The organism is Paenibacillus campi (genome assembly GCF_034659835.1).
In the GTDB taxonomy this organism is placed as follows: Bacteria; Bacillota; Bacilli; order Paenibacillales; family Paenibacillaceae; genus Saccharibacillus; species Saccharibacillus campi.
Map to the genome: position 1 here is coordinate 195,812 of NZ_JAXSQZ010000003.1, position 18,756 is coordinate 214,567.

Below are 18,756 nucleotides of genomic sequence, written 5' to 3' on the forward strand. Positions count from 1 at the left end.
TCGTCTGGCGCTGGAAGGCTGTTATTTGTCGATTCATATCGATATGATAGTTTGCTGGACAGAGGGGCGCCATCTAAACGCCATTAGCATATAAGATCGTTGCACTGGAATGGTCATTGCGTGTACATATACGTATAATGGGTATTATTATTGCAACACGTATGGTCGCTAGGTTGACGAGTTGTTCCAGTACGTTCAGTCAGCGCGTCAAACGAGAGCAAAACAATCGTTGGCACTGTACGTGTAAAAATGAATTTCGATTTCCAGCTTCATATTATGAGTATAGACAGGAGAGGATCGAATGTATAAGCAATGGACAGCAGATAGGATTCCCGATTTGACCGATAAACGAATCGTCATTACGGGGGGGAGTGGAGGTCTCGGATTGGAGACGGCGAAGGCGCTTGTGGCGCATCATGCGACTGTCATTTTGGCGGTGCGTAATTTGGAAAAAGGGCATCAAGCTGCCGCAGGGCTACTGCGCGAATATCCGCAGACGCGTGTGGAAGTGATGCACCTCGATCTGGCTGATCTGCAAAGTATTCGTACGTTTGCCGATACTTTTTTGCAGCGGTATACATCGCTTGATGTGCTCATTAACAATGCCGGTGTGATGGTGCCGCCGCTTGGTCGTACCAAAGATGGCTTTGAGCTGCAATTTGGCAGCAATCATCTTGGTCACTTTGCGCTGACTGGGTTGCTGTTGCCGGTGCTGCTTGATACACCGTCCTCGCGTATCGTAACGCTGAGCAGTATTGCCGCGCGTACCGGTTATATTTATTTTAACAATTTGAATGCACAGATCGGCTACAGTGCGCTGAAATTTTACGGACAAAGTAAGCTTGCAAATCTGCTGTTTGCCCGTGAACTGCAAAAGCGGTTGCAAGAAACAGGCGCATCAACGATCAGTGTCGCCGCACATCCAGGGGTGGCGAATACGAATTTGATCTCGCGCGGCTCCGGTCAACAAGCAGGCAAGGCAGCGAGTTTTGTATGGGGGCTGTTTAGTCAAACCGCTGAGCTAGGCGCACTGCCGACATTGTATGCAGCGGTTGAGCCTTCGCTGCGCGGCGGTGAATATATCGGCCCAGACGGCAAAGGCAGTCGCAAAGGCTATCCACAGCCGGATCATTCGTTTGAGCATAAATATAATGATTCTACCGCTTCGAAATTATGGCGCGTTTCCGAAGAAATGACAGGCGTGGAATATCCATTCCGTCAACCGGAAGCGGTGCAAGAATAATAGTTCGATCTTTAAAAATGGTATTTTATTACATTTTATTACACTATACAGTGACAAATGTATGAAACATAGTTGGATTTTCATGAAAAATGTATATTCTCATGTCATGTTATGTTAAAATGAGACTATCATTGAGGCGAAGGAGAATCCTACCTATGACTATACCCAAAACGTTAACGATAGCTGGCTCGGATACGAGCGGCGGTGCAGGTATACAGGCAGACCTGAAAACTTTTCAAGAGCTGGGCGTGTACGGTATGACCGTGCTCACAACGATCGTAGCTATGGAACCAAAAACGTGGAATCATCAAGTATTTCCGGTAGAACTGGGCGTTGTAGAGGCACAATTGCGTACCGTACTGGAAGGGATCGGTTTTGATGCTATGAAAACAGGTATGCTTGGTTCGGTAGAGATTATCGAACTGGTAGCGAGTTATGTTAAACGTTTCCCACTCAACCGGATTGTGATCGATCCAGTGATGGTGTGCAAAGGTACAGATGAAGTGTTGCAACCGGAAAATACCGAAGCGATGCTTGAGTTGCTTATTCCCGGAGCTGATCTGGTGACCCCGAATTTGTTCGAAGCTTCGCAACTTGCCAAAACGGCTCCGATTCGTACCGAAGAACAGATGAAAGAAGCGGCTGTGCGTATTTATGAGCGCGGCGCCAAGCATGTGTTGATCAAAACGCGCGGTAAAGTGAAAGAAGGCAAAGCGCTTGATTTGCTTTATGATGGACAAAGTTTTGACTGGTTTGAGGTGGATGCGATTGCAACCGAGTTTACCCATGGTGCAGGCTGCACGACATCGGCAGCAGTCACGGCAGGACTTGCCAAAGGCTTAACTGTCAAGGAATCGTATAGTGAAGCCAAGCAATTCATTACACAGGCGATTGCGAACGGCTTCCGTCTGAATGAATTTGTCGGCCCTACTTTGCATGCTGCTCATCGTTTGCAGCTTAGCTAATCTCTAAGGCAAAGGCGTACGCTGCTGAGAGGTATCGTCTTTTGCTTGGCAAAAGCCTCTGCCCTATGTTTGAACAACATAAACACTGAAGCAGTATCGTCTTTTGCTGCGCAAAAACCTTTTTCATTCTACCCTGTGTTTGAAAATCACAAACACTGAAGTGGAGGAACATCAATGAATCGCTTATCGAGATGGATACTAGGAGTCGGGCTGGCTAGTATGCTCCTATTCGTCACCGCCTGTTCATCAGGAAATTCTCAAACGCCTGCTCCGTCCGCACACCAGCCGTCGACAGCTGATGAATCGTCCGGTGCTACCGGAGCGGGCGGAACGGGAACGGTCGATCCAAGCTCGCCTGAAAGCAGCACAGGTACGAATGCAAGTACGAGCAATGAAGGAGCGGCAGGCAGCAATACCGAGTCGGGTAGCACTGCGGCACCAACACAAGGTTCAAACTCAACCGATTCATCTGAAGGCAGCACAAATGAAGGCAACACAAGTTCCAAGCCTAGCAACAATGCTAATCCGGAACTAACGCCAAAGACAACCGAATTGAAAATTAGCACCGTCCAGCAAGGCCCGGGTCAATTGTTTTTACGTGTGGACGAAATGCCCAAAGGGTACGGTGTGAGCAAAATGGAATGGGAATCACAAGGTTACAGCGAATCGGCAACATTTGATCAAGCTGTACAAAACGGAAAGAATGGCAAAGACGGTTTTTTTGCAAGCAGTGATCAGCGTAATTTCGGTTTTATTTATAATGGCAGCCATAGTGGACAAGCAGGAAGGGTAACACTCACATTGCGCAACAGCAATGGAGATGAACTTACTTGGTATGATGATGTGGTTTTGCAATAAATGAAATGTGCACTACGCTTAACGGCAAAAAAGCCTCTGCTGCTTCACCGGGCAGAGGCTTTATGCTGTTTAAAATTGCAATTGTTTATGCTAAATTGGTTGGAAATGTTGAACGGATAAAGGATGACATTCCCATATCAGGATATGACATCTACTTATTTGTAAAAAAAATTAAAATTTAAATGTGAAGTCGTGGAAAATGGGTTGAAATGAAGGGGTTGAAAGGGGTATCATTTGGCGTAAAACCAAGTAAATGATATCTATAGCGAAGCTTGTTGAATGTAAAGCAGTTTAGTATGGAAGCATGAGCGCAGTCCGCGTACGCTGGTACATGCCAGTCGTACGCTGTAGTGCCACAATCTGGAACGACGATCATTTTTGCATCATTCAACAGGCAACATTGGATTTCACACCATGAGCATTATCATCCCATTATGCCACCATGAGAAAGGATATGACCAAAATGAGAGTACATCAATTTACAGTTCCTAACAATCTTGACCGCGCACATCTGCTGCGTATCGCTACGGAAGCTTCCCGCTTTGCTGCGGACATTCGTATCGCTTTTGGCCCTAATGAAAGCCGGCGCGAAGTGGACGTCAAAAGTCTGCTCGGCATGATGCTGACGATTATTCATTCGGGCACCGAAGTGACATTGACGACCCGTGGTAAAGATGAGCTGGAAGCGCTGGAATACGTACAAGCGCTGTTTGAACAGGCGGTTACTGCGCCAAGCGCGAGCCTATAACATTAAGATTGCGTGTTTGCAAGTTAGCGCTAGCGGCATAAAAGGCATAATCGGTTCGTAATGCTACAAAAAAGCGGATCGCTACGTTCAGCGCTAAGTATACATGTTTAAACGAGTCTATTTTAAAATCGATTGACAAGCTCAATCGCACAAGCGTTATTTCATTATGAATATAGGAACAAGCAAGCCCTCTAAGCACGCTCTCCTGCTGGACATTTAGCAAGGGAGCGACGGCAAGAGGGCTTGTTTGCAAGCTGTTCGACTACAAAGGGGGCTGATAAGTAAATTTCGTATGTTGCGAGCTACAGTGGTGATAGCTCAATAACATAGGTTTATCTATACGTTCCATACCTAATTAGCTCAATTGCAGCCGGTAGCGTTTCGGCGTAAAACTGCTGTATTTTTTAAATGCTTTGGAAAAAGAAAACACGTCCGGATAGCCGACGGCATAAGCGATTTCAGCGAGTGAGTCGCTAGTGTCGAGCAGCATGCGGCGCGCTTTTTCCATTTTTAAACTGCGAATATATTCGGCGGGTGGCACTTTATACAATTGGTGAAATTGTTTACTAAAATGAGTGCGATGAATGCCTACATGCTCGGCTACATGATTGACGGTAATACTTTTGTGATAATGGGCATGAATATAGTCGACCGCTTCTTCCATCCAGCCAATGTGGCGTTTTTGCTCGGCATGATCGGTACGGCTATCGCTACACTTGCATAGCAGAGCAAACATTTTGTATAACATTTCCATCCGGCGTAATTCAGAGCTGAATGTATCAGGCTCATGTTTTGTGTTTAATATGGTAGTGTAGCATTGCAGTAAACAATCGAACAATTCATCGCTTAGCTCGCTATAGCCTTCTTGCATGCCGCTTTGTTGAATTAATAAAGCAGCCTGTGCGCCATGAAAGCCGATAAAAAACGTCTCTAACGGTTCGTCTGTATTGTTAATATATTCCAATGTGGCGTGAGGGGGGACGCACCATACATTATTTTTGCCTAATACATAATTTTGACCGTTTTTAATGATCATGCCATCTTGACGGGTAGCAACCCAGAAGCTGGTGCTATTCGCGGAGAAAATGCGCCGATTGTCCGGGTTAAGCAAATAGCGACCTGCCTGCGTAACCGCCAAACCGCCAGCTTGGGCGAATGCGGACGGGTGAATGCGAAAGCGTTCACTGCGATCTTGTTCAGTAACGATCGTAATATCTGTCGCCATACAGCAGTTGTCATCCTTTCATCTATATGAATATATTTCATTATACAATACATTTTGACAAATAAAAAACAATACATATTGACATTGTTTGCTATTCTTAAAATTTGCTATGATTTTAATCACGGTATTCCTACTAAATTAATTGGAATAGACCTGCGAAAATGGTTGTTCGTTCGGTACGTTTAGATACCGACTTGTTGAACGAGGCTCCGCAGCTTTTGCAACCGACAAAATGGAGGATAGATTATGAAAAAAATCACAACAAAATGGGCGATGTTGCTCGCAGTCGTACTTCTTCTTTCTGGAGTGCTGGCAGCTTGTGGCGGTTCGAATCAGGCAGCAGACGGAAAAGTAACGATTAGCTTTTTGCATTGGCGTGGAGAAGATACGCAGGCGTTCCAACAGATTATTGCTGAATTTGAAAAGCAAAATCCAACGATTAAGGTCGATATGCAAACATTGACCTCTGACCAATATCAAACGACTGCACAAGCAAAGCTGACCGATGGTTCGGTTGGTGATGTATTTGCTTCATTCCCTGGTGCGCAATTTGCTGCGTTGTCCAAAGCAGGTCTGTTTACCGACCTAAGCAATGAATCGTTTTTGAAAAATTACAATCCAAGTTTGATCGAAGCGGGTAAACGCGATGGCAAGCAGCTGGCGATTCCATATCAGCTTGTGTACAATCAGCCGATTTACAACAAGGCGATTTTTGCTAAATACAATTTGACGCCGCCAAACGATTGGGATGGCTTTTTGAAAATGTGCCAGACGCTTAAAGATAACGGTATCATTCCGATCGCATTTGCAGGTGGCGATATCGGCCCTGGACAATTGATGAACACGATGGTCATGAACAATGAGCCAAGCGAAGATATTTTCACTAAAGTGGAAGCCGGACAGGCGAAACTGACCGATGAATTTTGGGTGAAAACGTTGACTCAATTCAAAGAGCTGAACGATAAAGGCTACTTCCAGCCAAACTCGCTCGGCACAAAGGATGCGGCGGCAGGTGCGCTATTTATTCAAGGCAAAGCGGCGATGCTCGCTAGCGGTTCGTATCAATTGACACAAAATGCGAAGCAAAACCCGCAGCTTCAGCAAGGTTTGCTAGCACCGATTACCGTGGCGGCAGATCAAGCGAAATATCAAGGTGTGCATACAAGCACATTTATGCTCGCGGTCAACAGCCGTTCCAAACATCCGGAACAAGCGAAAAAATTCCTTGCGTTTCTGAGCCAGCCACAGATCGCTTCACAATACGCGAATGCAACCGGGCAAAACGTCACTGTCAACGATGTAAATTACGATAGCCCGGAACTGAAAATCGTCCAGGAGTGGGCAGACAAAAAAACATTGTTCCAGCCGCGCTTTACGATTTTGAACGGGGAAAACCAGAAAGCGGTGACGAACTCGATTCAGGCGGTATTAGGCGGTGCGACACCAGAACAGGCGGCGCAAGATGCACAGGCGATTATCGATCAACAGATCGGCAAATAATCGATCATGATCCGCAACATAACAACGGATTGCGCCGGGCACGTATTAGCCTGCATATCCGGCGCGATCTATACTAAGATGAAGTAAAGGGATACGGTAACGCTTATGATCAATCGTAAACTATTGTGGCTGTTCATGCTGCCAGGCATTGTGTTATATACCGGCTTGTTCGTATACCCGGCTTTATCGGGACTGTTTTATTCGTTTACAAACTGGGACGGTGTATCGCCGTCTTATGATTTTGTCGGTATATCCAATTATAAGGACAGCTTTGATAGCATTATTTTTCGTAAAGCATTTTTGAACAATATTAAATTTATGATCGTCGTCGTTGTTATTCAGACGATCGTATCGCTCGTATTGGCGCTAATTTTGGCGAAAAACTCCAAAACGAGTGTGTTTTTCCGTGCATTGTACTTTTTCCCGGCGATATTGTCGTCCGTATCGGTCGGTCTGATCTGGTCGTTTATTTACGATCCGTCGATCGGTCTAATTAATAGCGGATTACAACATGCCGGTTTGGAACAGCTGGCGAAAAGCTGGACAGGCGATGCCAAAATTGCGCTGTATTCGATTGCATTTGTGCAAATTTGGGCGCATGCCGGGCAAATGATGATCATTTTTATCGCCGGTTTACAGGCGATTCCGGGTGAACTGGTGGAAGCGGCACGTATTGATGGCGCGACAAAGCTACAGGTGTTCCGCAAAATTACTTGGCCGCTGCTCGCACCATCGGCAGCAATCGTCATTTCGTACACAACGATTCAGTCATTTAAAGCATTTGATCTGATTTTTGTTATGACCGATGGCGGTCCGAACTATGCGACTGAAATTTTGACGACCTATATCTATCATCTGGCATTCTCGAATTATTCCTTCGGTCTGGCTTCTGCTGGTTCGATGATCTTCCTCGTGCTGCTTGGCATTTTGACCTTTTTCCAGTTCCGTGCTTTGCGCCGGGATGGAGCGACAGGCTAAGCGAGACAGGAGGAGAGCCGGATCGATGCAGGGATTACAAAGGTGGGGGGAAAAGGCTACATGAAGTCGGTCGGACGCATCATTATGATTTTATACGGGCTGCTGATTGCGGCACCGCTTTATTTTGTCATCGTTTCTTCATTTAAGACGAGCCAGGCGTTTTATGCGAGTCCGCTCGGCTGGCCGCAGCCGTGGAGCATGCAGAACTTTATGACGATTTTTGCGGCGCAGCCGATGTTGCAATATTTTTGGAACAGTGCGCGGGTGACGCTGTTTACAGTAGTGATTGTGCTGTTCCTCGGCAGTCTGATCTCGTATTCGATCGTTAGATTAGGCGGACGTCTCGGAAAGTTTACGTTTGCGTATTTTGTGGCAGGGCTTATTATTCCGTCGCAAGTGATTATGTTGCCGCTCTATTCGCTTGTACGCGAACTTGGCTGGTCGGATAATCTGACCGCATTAATCTTTGTGACGGCGGCAGGGCTATTGCCGCTGACGGTGTTTACATTGACTGGTTTTATGGAAATGCTAAGCAAAGAAATGATGGAAGCAGGCAGTATGGATGGGGCGGACGAGTGGAAAATATACTGGCGACTCGTCCTGCCGTTATCCGGCCCCTCGTTGTCGGCAACCGCCGCGTTTCTGTTTGTGATGGTGTGGAATGATCTGTTGATTCCGCTCATGTTGCTAAACAGTACAGAAAAGCTAACATTGCCACTCGCTTTGTTACAATTCCGTGGTGAGTATGTGACCGACTATACGATGTTGCTGACTGGCGTTGTCATTACGGCTTTGCCGATGCTCGTTTTGTTTATCTTTTTACAGCGCTTTTTTGTTACAGGCTTGACGGCAGGGTCGGTAAAAGGATGATTTGTTAGGCGTGAATGCGAACTTTTGTTGGGTGGACACGCATCATTCCGAGAAGGAATAACGGTATAGAACGAATAAAAACAAACAGCCGGGCGAGAAGATATAATGTTCTCTCGTCCGGCTGTTTTGTTGTTAGGTGCGGATGTAATAAATATGAAAAGTTATGATAGGTTAGGGTTGTTTACTTTGCAAGTTTACAGAAGCTTGACTAGTACCTTGACCAAGTTAAATGTTAATTTTGACCATGCACTGTAATCCTGATAAATAGTAGCTTGTTCCAGCTTCAACACTTAAATTAATCTCGGTCAAGGTACTAGTAGGCTGTCTCAAATGAAAATTGTGTTTAAACGTACCTTAACCTATTCATCATCAAGCAATGGTTAGATCGACAAACTGTAAATGTATTTGAGACAAGCTACTAGGATGTCTTTGAAATATTTTATAGACAGCTTAATGTAGTTTGTGTTGATGAAATTACCCTATCATGTATATACAGCTCAGTTCATTTAACGCGCGATCTTGTTGATAATGAAATATGATGAGTGTGCATAAGTGTGATCATTTGAAAATGCTAATTACTGCACAAATCCTTGCCGGATCGCGATGACGGCTGCTTGGGTGCGGTCTTTGACGCCTAGTTTTTGGATAATATTGTGTACATGTGTTTTCACTGTGCTTTCCGATACGTACAGCTCATCGGCAATCTCAAAGTTACGTTTGCCATAAGCGATCGCTTGCAGCACTTCAAGCTCGCGTTCAGTTAGCGGCTCTAACAATCCATCATAATGAACGCTAGCGGCATGGTTTTCGTCTTTATGTTCTGGATCATGATCGGATGGAGCGGTATAGACCGAGAGTGGGCGACCGACTAATTCTACTAGTGCGTTGCCGGCATTGGTCGTATTGTAAATGGCTCCGCCTGCGCAGATGGAGCGGATGCCTTGAATCATCTCGCCCATATCGATATCTTTGAGCAAATAACCGGAAGCACCGGCACGGATGCCTTCGATTACGTATTCCTGTACATCAAATGTCGTTAACAATACGATTCGTATGCCCGGTTGTGCAGACAAAATCGTCTGTGTCGCTTCAATGCCAGTCATACCGGGCATTTGAATATCCATTAGCATCAGATCAGGCTGATGTTGCGCTGCCAATCGAACGGCTTCATCGCCTCTCGCTGCTTCGGCGATCACTTCCATATCAGGCTGTAGATCGAGAATATAACGGATGCCCTGGCGGATTAGTGCTTGATCATCGGCGAGAATGATACGAATCGGTTGTGCTGGTGTGTTCATAAGTAAGCTCCTTCACGTTATTGTGGCATGATATCGTCGTTATGTTATGCCTATTTGCTTAGGATGATAGCCCGCTTCGCCCTAATCAAAATGAAGATCGAACATGATAATGCAAGAGTGATAATAAATGGATCAGTACAATCGCATCGATATGTGCTAATCGTTAATGGACTAAGCGATTATTCACCGGCTACGGACAACTGGTTAATGTGTAGCGGTAAACTTGCTCGCACGGTCAAGCCGCCGCCGGGAGTAGGCAGAAACTGACAATCGCCTTGTAGCTCTTTGCAGCGGCGAATCATATTTTTGACGCCAAAGCCTTGTGTGATCGGCTCGGCTTCACGGTATTTGCCATTGTCAGCAATTGTAAGCAGCGCACAATCTGCGGCTTCGCGAATGTCCACATTGACCTCGGTCGCACCTGAATGGCGGACGATATTCGTGAGCGATTCTTGCAAAATGCGATACAATATACTTTCTACCGCTTCGCCCCAATTGCCGTAATCGCCTTCGGTATGAAAAGTCAATTGCAAACCGGAGCGCTCGGCAACTTGGGAAGCGAGCAGTCTTAGTTCGTCCGATGTGTGTTCACTGGTAGACCAGTCTTTGACAACGCTACGCACTTCCGCTAAACCTTGCCGGGATACGTCAAGCAATTGCTCGACTGTCTGCTCGGCTTGTGTCGGGTTTTGGCGTACCATCCATTTAAGTGCCTGTAACTGCACGATAATGGACGTAAAATGATGACCCAATCCATCATGAATTTCACCGGCGATGCGTGTCCGCTCTGCTAATGCGGCATAACGAACCGCTTGCAGCGCGTTTTCCTGTAGCTCATCATGAGCGTTTTGCAGCTCGCTATGTACTTTTTCCAATTCTTTCAATTGATCCCGATTGATGCGATTGACCGAAATGTAACGAATTAAGCTGTGTATACCAAAATAAGTGCTCACGAGCGAGATCAACAGTGAAAACGGAAATGTACCTTCATAGCTAATCGCCAGCATCAGCGCTCCGGTGAGCAAATTCAGTGCGACCGCAAGCCGGTCACTGCGAGCTGACCGTACTGCCATTAGCGAAAACCATATCCACAAAAAAGGCAGTGTATATTTTGTCGAATCAGCATCAGCATATTCGTTAACTAATGCCATCGTGAATAAATAGAGCGTCACCATGACGACGATAATGGCATGTAGACGAATAATACGCCAGAGCAAAAAAACAAAAAACAGCATCGGAATCGCATAACTGATCGATGACCAGCCTGGTTGTTCATTATAAATAGACCAAAAGCTGTATAAAAGCACAGCTGTAATCGCGAGGCGAAACAATGTTTTGTTACTGCGCAGTGCTTGCAAAAAGCTCATAATTGAACGATCCTTTCCGGTTGCTATTGTAAAGCAGTATCATTGTACACTATAGCAATTTTAACATCGTATAGAAGTTTACGATATACATATAGAATTTATTGATTAAGGTATCGATTGACGATAGTTGAACGCAAATGCTAGACTTGATTCAAGCTTTAACCAACTTAACAGGTCGGAATTGTAAGACATAGTTAATTTGAAGATGAAAAGGAAAATATCGCTCCTATTACCAACGATGGAGCATACGAGCAGTAAGGCATAACAGACTGCTTAATGCGAAGTCATTTTATACGAAAAGAGGTATAGCTTATGGTTACGATTAAAGCTCCAAGCGCTTATTACAATGAACCGGGTCTGCTGCAACGAAGTGGCAATTATATTCGCCCGTTCGGTAGTCAGGCGTTAATTGTTGGCGGCCAGACCGCATTGTCGATCGTTGGTGAACAGCTATATGCCTCATTACATGCTGCAGGTATCCGGACTGAGATTAACGTATTTACCGGGCAATGCACCGCGGAGGAGATCGAAGCGTATACAGCGATCGCCAGGCAGGTAAACGCGGAGCTAATTATCGGTGTTGGTGGAGGCAAAGTGCTTGATTTGTCCAAAGCGGTTGCTGAAGATGCAGGTTTACCGATTGTCACGATTCCGACTGTTCCTGCTACATGTGCAGCTTGGTCAGCGCTGACGGTGTTATATGATCAGTATGGGCAAGCGGCAGGTTATCGTCCGTTGTTGCATTCCCCAGAGCTTGTACTTGCCGATCCGAGTCTGCTCGCAGGAGCGCCACGTCGTTATCTTGCAGCAGGTATTGGGGATACGCTCGTGAAATGGTATGAGTTTGCCGTCAATCTGAACGGTAATAGCGGCAGTGTTGCGCTAAGAACGAGCGTTGCTACTGCCAGATTGGCACTCGACATATTGGAGCGACATGCCACCGACGTATATGAGCAAGCCGGACAGCCGGGCTACACACCAGATGTCGCTTTTACGGAAGTGACGGATGCGATTATTTGGCTTGCTGGTCTGGTCGGCTCGATTCAAGACGGCTCGGTACATGCTGCGATCGCACATGGGCTGCATGACAGTCTAACTTTTATCGAAGATACGCATCAAGCGCTACATGGTGAAAAAGTCGCTTTTGGCTTGCTCACACAGTGGGTGCTGGAAGGCAAAGAAGGTGAACAACTAGAGCAGCTTGCCACATGGTTACAGACGCTTGAGCTACCAATCACATTGGCACAGCTTGGCATTACAGATGATGCGCAGCAGAGCGCTGCCCGGATTGCACAGCGTTTTGTACTGCGAGAAGGCGCGGCAGACCAGCTTGACTTTGCGGTTACGACTGCGGCAGTAGAGGCGGCAATTGTCAAAGCGGATGCGCTTGGACAGGCGTTGCACGAGCGTGCTCGTTCTGTAACAACTGCATAGGCGATCGGCAATATTTGAGTCTGATATTAAAATAAAGTATCAATTATGGATAAAGGGTGGTATTCATGAAACAACGTATATACAAGCTTTATATAGCTGTACTATTAAGCGCTTTGCTCGTTATGATGGCAGGATGCTCGCAGCAACATTCCGGTACAGCAACAGATACAGCCGCCGCGGCAGGCAATGATGGAGCGGTCACAATCAAGGTAGCACAGACCGGTTGGGGCAATTTGGAGCAAGGCTTAAAAGCGGCAGGGTTGGACAATACGCCATACCAAGTGCAGTATAGCGTATTTCAAGGTGGCAATTTGATTTTGGAAGCGATGGCGGCGAATCAAGTTGATTTGGGGACGACGAGCGAGATTCCGCCTATTTTTGCTTCACAGGCGGCAAATGGCGGCAATTTTAAAGTGGTAGCTGTACAGCAAGGCAATACGCTCAATCAGGAAATCGTCGTCCCCCAAAATTCACCGATTCACACAGTAGCGGATTTAAAAGGCAAAAAGATCGCCTTTGTCAAAAATACGACCGCCCAATATTTCCTGCTCAAAATATTACAGTCTGCCGGATTGACGTGGCAAGATATACAACCGGTTGAGCTATCTACCGCTGACGGGTTGAGTGCGCTCATTAGCGGCAAAGTCGATGCGCTGGCAAGCTATGGTAATGCGATCATTTCCGCTCATCAAAATGGCGCTACGACATTGGCAAGCGCGAAACATATTTTGTCAGGCAGCTTTTTAGTCGCTGCTGCCGATCCGGCGCTCGCTGATGCAGCGAAGCAAAAGGCGATTGCCGATTATTTGAACCGACTTAATCAATTTTACGATTGGACGCGCAGTCATCCGGAACAATGGGCGCAAATTATCGCAGCGGCAACACATCAGCCGGAACAACAGGCATTAACGACATTAACAGAAGGCGAAGCACAGCGTCCGAGCCGTGTCGTGGCGATTTCCGCTACCGCGATCGCTTCCGAGCAAGATGTTGCCGATACGTTCGCCAAGGCAGGTATATTGCCAGCCAAAATCGATGTGCACAAATTTTGGAGTGATGTGCTAAGCAAACAGCTTCCACCAGCAGAGGCGAACAGCAAGTAACAAGTAATAACAAGAAAAGCCATCATCTGATCGCCTAAAGTGAATACATTCCTACATCTCTACAGCCCTGACAATCGAAATTATCGCTATAGTTGTCGCCTAACTGACAACTATAGCAAAGATTGATTTTTCGTGCTCGATCCATTCATTTGAAATGATGTTCCAGTTTAGCTCATCGATTTCAGTTTGATATGAACATTACACTATTTGTAAGGAGGCGGCATACACATGTCTTCCAAGTCATTACCTGGTTCGCTCACTAGCAATATTGCCGAAGTGAAAACACTGCCTGCGGCGGCATCGACTGCTGTAGTAGCTGTAGGCAGCAGCGCAACTAGTCGCAAACGCTGGCAAAACTTTTTAGCGGGATTGCTGCCATTTGGCTTACCGGTGCTACTCATTGCTGCATGGCAACTTTTGTCCACAACCGGCTGGTTAGCTAGTCAAATTTTGCCTTCACCAGCGCAGGTGCTGCAAGCATTCTTTCGTTTGCTCGGTACAGGTGAGCTTGTAAGCAATATTGCGATCAGTGCACAGCGTGCGCTGAGCGGGTTTGCGATTGGCGGCGGACTAGGTTTTGTGCTCGGAGCGCTTAACGGCATTTCCCGTCTATCGGAAAAGATTTCAGATTCTTCGATTCAGATGATTCGCAATATTCCGCATTTGGCACTTATTCCGCTCGTCATTGTCTGGTTTGGTATCGGTGAAGAAGCGAAGCTATTTCTCGTTGCGCTTGGTGTGTTTTTCCCGATTTACCTTAATACGTTCCACGGTATTCGTGCGGTCGATCCAGGTTTGATCGAGATGGGACGCATATATGGATTGAGCCGACTGGCGCTATATGTACATGTGATTTTGCCGGGAGCGTTGCCTTCGATTTTGATCGGAATTCGGTATGCGCTCGGTATTATGTGGTTGACATTAATCGTTGCCGAGACGGTCGCTGCCGATTCGGGGATCGGTTATATGGCGATGAATGCGCGCGAATTTATGCAAATGGACGTGATCGTGCTGAGCATTATTTTGTATGCATTGCTTGGCAAGCTGTCCGATAGCATCGCCAAACTGTTGGAAAAGCGCTGGTTGCGCTGGAATCCATCGTTATCGCGCAAATAATTCAGCCTATAGTTGAGCGATAGCAGCACATAGCATGACAGCGAAAACGGATTATCGAGATGATTAGCAAATAACTGTACTAGGAGGGCTATACCATGACGGTAACGGAGCAGCAACCATTTTTACGGATTCACAATGTGCAAAAGCAGTTTGGCACGCGTACTATTTTGGAGCAGATCAATATCGATGTGCAACGTGGACAATTTATTGCGATCGTCGGGCGTAGCGGTTGCGGCAAAAGCACATTGCTACGCATGATTGCCGGTTTGGAACAGGCATCTAACGGGCAGATTGAGCTGTCACAGCGTGCGACGACAGCACAGCCGTCTTCGCAAAATGTGCCATCCGGTAAGATTGGTAGTAAGCGTCGGAAACCGATACGTGAGCAGCAAACGGCAAGACCGAATACACGTTTTCTGTTTCAGGAGGCGCGATTGTTGCCGTGGAAAACGGTGCTCGATAACGTCCGGCTCGGCATTCCCGACAAAAGTAAGCAACATGCCAGCGAGGCTTTACAGTTGGTCGGTCTCGCTGAGCGTGAGCAAGAATGGCCGTCGATTCTGTCAGGCGGTCAGCGGCAACGGGTTGCGCTGGCACGTGCATTAGCAAGTCATCCTGATCTGTTATTGCTGGACGAACCGCTCGGTGCGCTCGATGCCCTTACCCGCATCGAAATGCAGAAACTGATCGAACGACTTTGGATTGAGCAAGGATTGACGGTCGTGCTCGTTACCCATGATGTGAGCGAGGCAGTCGCGCTTGCGGATCGGGTAGTATTGATCGAACAAGGTCGGATTGCGCTCGATATTCGGATTACACTCGATCGTCCGCGTGAGCGGGATAGTGGGTTTGCGCATTTTGAAAATTTGATTTTGCAGCGTTTGCTACAGCCGGGTACACAGCCACATCCGTTGGAGCAACAGCGCCAGCCGAATTTTTCAATCTGAACGGCAATGTAGCCGTAATATGAACGATTACAAGGGAGGAACGATCAATGTCGCAATCAGTTCATGTTAGCGATGCATTCAATCCGGATGTTGCACTACGCATTATCGTCTGGAGCAAGACCGGCTGTCATTTTTGCCAGGAGATCAAAACCTATTTGGAAACGAACGGGTATGTGTATACGAATTTGGAAGTAGCCGGTCATGACGAACTGCGCGACATACTGGAAGCCAAATACGGCATTCGCCACGTTCCGGTCGTTGAAGTTGGTCACGGAGCGACGTATACCGCATTGCTAGAACCGGATTTGGAAAAGTTACAGCATCTGTTAACAGGCGAGCATAATCGGCAATCGGTTTAATGATTTAGAAACGAGAGGATGAATGAAATGAGCAAACGTCAATTGAAATTTGGTGCGATTATTCATGGGATCGGTGGCAGCATGTCCACGTGGAGACATCCTGAAGTACAGGCGGACGCCAGCGTTAGCTTTGACTTTTACAAACGGCAAGCGCAGAAGGCGGAAGAAGGCAAGTTCGATCTTGTCTTTATCGCTGACGGGTTGTTTATTAATGAAAAGTCGCTGCCACACTTTTTGAATCGGTTTGAGCCGGTGACGATTTTGTCTGCATTGGCGGCGGTTACGTCACGTATCGGTCTAGTCGGTACAATCTCGACTAGCTATAGTGAGCCATTTACCGTCTCCCGTCAGCTCGCTTCGCTTGATCATATTAGCGGCGGACGTGCAGGCTGGAATGTAGTTACTTCTCCACTGGAAGGCTCTGCGCTCAATTATAGCCGTGAGCAGCATCCATCTCATCCTGAGCGGTATCGCATCGCTGCCGAATATCTCGATGTAGCAAAAGGACTCTGGGATTCGTGGGAAGAAGATGCCTTTCCGCGTGATAAGGAAAGCGGCGTCTTTTTCGAGCCTGAGAAGTTACATACGCTCCATCATAAAGGGGAGTATTTTTCGGTACAGGGCCCGCTAAATATTGGACGCACACCGCAGGGACAGCCGGTCATTTTCCAGGCAGGTTCATCTGAAGATGGCAAAAATCTTGCCGCTCGCTCGGCAGATGCTATTTTTACCGGGCAGGAGACGCTGGCGGATGCGCAAACTTTTTACCAAGATGTGAAAAAGCGGGTAGTCGCTTACGGACGCAGCGAGGACGAGGTGAAAATACTACCAGGCATCAGTCCGATTATCGGAGCGACAACAGAAGAAGCAGAGCGCAAATACGAGCAAATCGCCAGTCTGGTCACGATCGACAAAGCGCTGCAATATCTCGGCCGTTTCTTCGACCATCACGACTTTTCCCAGTATGCCCTTGACGAGCCATTCCCTGAGCTAAATGAGATCGGCAGCAATAGTTTCCGTAGCGGCACCGACAAGATCAAACGGGATGCGCGAGAACGCGGACTGACGCTGCGCCAGGTGGCATTGCAGGCAGCAACACCGCGCAGCAGCTTTATCGGTACCGCAGAGCAAATTGCGAATCAGGTGCAGGAATGGTTCGAAGCGCGCGGAGCGGATGGTTTTATTATTCATTCGGAGTTGCCGTCCGGATTGCATGATTTTGTAGAGCAGGTGGTGCCGATTTTGCAAGCACGTGGCATTTATCGTGACGATTATGAATACGACACATTACGTGAAAATCTCGGTGTGCCGATTCCGCAAAACCGTTATAAAGCTACTCCGGTCAACGGATAAATTCGGTCAATAAAGCCTGTATTTATGATCTATGCAATGATAAGTATGCTACGACCATCGTCTGGATAATAGCATAGCAGGACGCCGCTCCCGCACGTCTGTTCATTTTCCCATTCTGGTAACAAGCGGTGAGAACCCGCGTCCTGACTCGGTTGGTTGTAATACAGTATCATAGAGCGTTCGCAGAGAGGGCAGTTATTGCGTTGACACATCAGCACTCTAGTTCTATGATACATAAAACCAAGTTAAATGATTGGGAAAATAAGTTTTAATCATACAGAAAGGGGAATGCACCGTGAACATTGAGAATATGGAAGCTTTTGTGTACATCCATCATTATGGCAGCTTCAACAAAGCGGCAGAGATTTTGTTTTTGTCCCAGCCGTCTGTCACCGCGCGAATTCAATCGCTGGAGAGGGAGCTTGGCTGCAAGCTGTTCGAGCGGCTCGGTCGGCAAATTGTGCTGACTGAAGAAGGACGCCGTTTTCTGCCATATGCCCAGCAGATGTTGCAAGTGCTGCAAAAAGGCAAGCAGCGCATTCAAACCGTTCGCACTACACCAGAGGAGCTGACGATCGGATGTACACTTTCCGTATCCAATTACGTCATTCCCGAATTGCTGCCCCGATTGAAGCAGCAGTATCCGCAAACGAACTTTAAACTCGTTACCGCGACGACCGATCAACTGGTCAGCCGTCTGCTCGGTAAGGAGCTAGATATCGCTTTTGTGCGTAAAATGCTTCATCCATCGATTCGGACGGTATCCGCTTATGAAGACCCGATTTCGTTGTATGTGTATCGGGATCATCCGTTTGCGACACAGCAGCCGACTTCGATCGCAGCATTAGAGCAGCAAAAATTGGTGTTTTTTGAATGTGGCTCGCTTGACTGGTTACGTATCCACCGCGTGTTCGAAACGATGGAATCGCCACCGGAAATCGCTTTTCAAGTCGATCAAGCGGAAACTGCCAAAAAGCTCGTGTTGCAAAAAGCAGGGATCGCCTTTTTGCCTGGTTTGAGCGTGCATGAGGAAGTGAAGCAAGGGCTATTGATTCCGATCCATTTGCCGGAGATCGATAGCATCTCATTGCAGACGAGTCTGGTCACATTAAAAGAGCAGCCTGCGCATATGACAGCAGCGATGGCAGAGCTGTTACGGGAGCTGGACTATTTTCAAAAGCAACGTCAGCCGGAGCAGCAAAGACAGACAGCCGCTGCGATTACAGGCTAGAGCATGTCTCAAGTACATTTACAGTTTATCGATCCAACAATCGCTTGGTGCTGAATCGATTTAGGTACATTCAAACACAATTTCCACTTGAGACAGCCTACTAGAGCATGTCTGCCAACTTTTTTACAGATCGTTCGCTACGGTTGATTTTCTTCTAACTT

At 47.0% G+C, this 18,756-nt stretch carries 17 protein-coding genes; 14 read left to right on the plus strand and 3 right to left on the minus strand.

Annotation, left to right across the window (positions count from 1 at the left end):
- Nucleotides 1–301: 301 nt before the first annotated feature.
- The 4 genes from U1I11_RS09665 to U1I11_RS09680 all read left to right on the plus strand — a co-directional run bounded on the left by U1I11_RS09665 (nucleotide 302) and on the right by U1I11_RS09680 (nucleotide 3,814).
- On the plus strand, nucleotides 302–1,243 hold the full coding sequence (locus U1I11_RS09665; RefSeq protein ID WP_322905888.1) for an oxidoreductase: 942 nt from the start codon (nucleotides 302–304) through the stop codon (nucleotides 1,241–1,243).
- A gap of 155 nt (nucleotides 1,244–1,398) precedes the next feature.
- Nucleotides 1,399–2,208 carry a pyridoxine/pyridoxal/pyridoxamine kinase gene (gene pdxK, locus U1I11_RS09670; protein WP_322905889.1) on the plus strand — a complete coding sequence of 270 codons (810 nt, stop codon included), beginning with the start codon at nucleotides 1,399–1,401 and terminating at the stop codon, nucleotides 2,206–2,208.
- Between the two features lie 174 nt (nucleotides 2,209–2,382).
- Complete coding sequence (locus tag U1I11_RS09675; protein ID WP_322905890.1) at nucleotides 2,383–3,066, plus strand: hypothetical protein; 684 nt, start codon at nucleotides 2,383–2,385, stop codon at nucleotides 3,064–3,066.
- A 463-nt stretch (nucleotides 3,067–3,529) separates the two neighbouring features.
- Complete coding sequence (locus U1I11_RS09680) at nucleotides 3,530–3,814, plus strand: HPr family phosphocarrier protein (protein WP_322905891.1); 285 nt, start codon at nucleotides 3,530–3,532, stop codon at nucleotides 3,812–3,814.
- A gap of 355 nt (nucleotides 3,815–4,169) precedes the next feature.
- Here the strand turns inward: U1I11_RS09680 and U1I11_RS09685 are convergent, their stop codons facing one another.
- Complete coding sequence (locus tag U1I11_RS09685) at nucleotides 4,170–5,039, minus strand: helix-turn-helix transcriptional regulator (RefSeq protein WP_322905892.1); 870 nt, start codon at nucleotides 5,037–5,039, stop codon at nucleotides 4,170–4,172.
- 246 nt (nucleotides 5,040–5,285) lie between these two features.
- On the opposite strand from U1I11_RS09685, the gene U1I11_RS09690 reads away from it, so the two are divergent.
- The 3 genes from U1I11_RS09690 (at nucleotide 5,286) to U1I11_RS09700 (ending at nucleotide 8,387) form a co-directional block, all read left to right on the plus strand.
- Nucleotides 5,286–6,539 carry an ABC transporter substrate-binding protein gene (locus tag U1I11_RS09690; protein WP_322905893.1) on the plus strand — a complete coding sequence of 418 codons (1,254 nt, stop codon included), beginning with the start codon at nucleotides 5,286–5,288 and terminating at the stop codon, nucleotides 6,537–6,539.
- A gap of 105 nt (nucleotides 6,540–6,644) precedes the next feature.
- Nucleotides 6,645–7,517, plus strand: a complete 873-nt coding sequence (locus U1I11_RS09695) for a carbohydrate ABC transporter permease (RefSeq protein ID WP_322905894.1) — start codon at nucleotides 6,645–6,647, stop codon at nucleotides 7,515–7,517.
- Nucleotides 7,518–7,577: 60 nt separating this feature from the next.
- The gene (locus tag U1I11_RS09700) at nucleotides 7,578–8,387 is read left to right on the plus strand and encodes a carbohydrate ABC transporter permease (protein ID WP_322905895.1); all 810 of its coding nucleotides are present in this window, start codon (nucleotides 7,578–7,580) and stop codon (nucleotides 8,385–8,387) included.
- A gap of 575 nt (nucleotides 8,388–8,962) precedes the next feature.
- Here U1I11_RS09700 and U1I11_RS09705 read toward each other — a convergent pair.
- The gene (locus tag U1I11_RS09705) at nucleotides 8,963–9,685 is read right to left on the minus strand and encodes a response regulator transcription factor (protein ID WP_322905896.1); all 723 of its coding nucleotides are present in this window, start codon (nucleotides 9,683–9,685) and stop codon (nucleotides 8,963–8,965) included.
- Between the two features lie 179 nt (nucleotides 9,686–9,864).
- Nucleotides 9,865–11,052 carry a sensor histidine kinase gene (locus tag U1I11_RS09710; protein ID WP_322905897.1) on the minus strand — a complete coding sequence of 396 codons (1,188 nt, stop codon included), beginning with the start codon at nucleotides 11,050–11,052 and terminating at the stop codon, nucleotides 9,865–9,867.
- 312 nt (nucleotides 11,053–11,364) lie between these two features.
- Here U1I11_RS09710 and U1I11_RS09715 point away from each other — a divergent pair, with 312 nt between their 5' ends.
- From U1I11_RS09715 to U1I11_RS09745, 7 genes are all read left to right on the plus strand, one after another.
- The gene (locus tag U1I11_RS09715) at nucleotides 11,365–12,486 is read left to right on the plus strand and encodes an iron-containing alcohol dehydrogenase family protein (protein WP_322905898.1); all 1,122 of its coding nucleotides are present in this window, start codon (nucleotides 11,365–11,367) and stop codon (nucleotides 12,484–12,486) included.
- 65 nt (nucleotides 12,487–12,551) lie between these two features.
- Nucleotides 12,552–13,589, plus strand: coding sequence for an ABC transporter substrate-binding protein (locus U1I11_RS09720; protein ID WP_322905899.1), 1,038 nt, complete (start codon nucleotides 12,552–12,554; stop codon nucleotides 13,587–13,589).
- Between the two features lie 228 nt (nucleotides 13,590–13,817).
- Entirely contained in the window at nucleotides 13,818–14,705 is an 888-nt protein-coding gene (gene ssuC, locus U1I11_RS09725; RefSeq protein WP_322905900.1) for an aliphatic sulfonate ABC transporter permease SsuC, read from the plus strand.
- Nucleotides 14,706–14,800: 95 nt separating this feature from the next.
- Nucleotides 14,801–15,652, plus strand: a complete 852-nt coding sequence (locus U1I11_RS09730; RefSeq protein ID WP_322905901.1) for an ATP-binding cassette domain-containing protein — start codon at nucleotides 14,801–14,803, stop codon at nucleotides 15,650–15,652.
- 47 nt (nucleotides 15,653–15,699) lie between these two features.
- Complete coding sequence (locus tag U1I11_RS09735; protein WP_322905902.1) at nucleotides 15,700–16,011, plus strand: glutaredoxin family protein; 312 nt, start codon at nucleotides 15,700–15,702, stop codon at nucleotides 16,009–16,011.
- Nucleotides 16,012–16,038: 27 nt separating this feature from the next.
- Nucleotides 16,039–17,364 (plus strand): LLM class flavin-dependent oxidoreductase, encoded by a 1,326-nt coding sequence (locus U1I11_RS09740; RefSeq protein ID WP_322905903.1) that lies wholly within the window; start codon nucleotides 16,039–16,041, stop codon nucleotides 17,362–17,364.
- 295 nt (nucleotides 17,365–17,659) lie between these two features.
- Nucleotides 17,660–18,595 carry a LysR family transcriptional regulator gene (locus tag U1I11_RS09745; RefSeq protein WP_322905904.1) on the plus strand — a complete coding sequence of 312 codons (936 nt, stop codon included), beginning with the start codon at nucleotides 17,660–17,662 and terminating at the stop codon, nucleotides 18,593–18,595.
- Nucleotides 18,596–18,756: the final 161 nt, after the last annotated feature.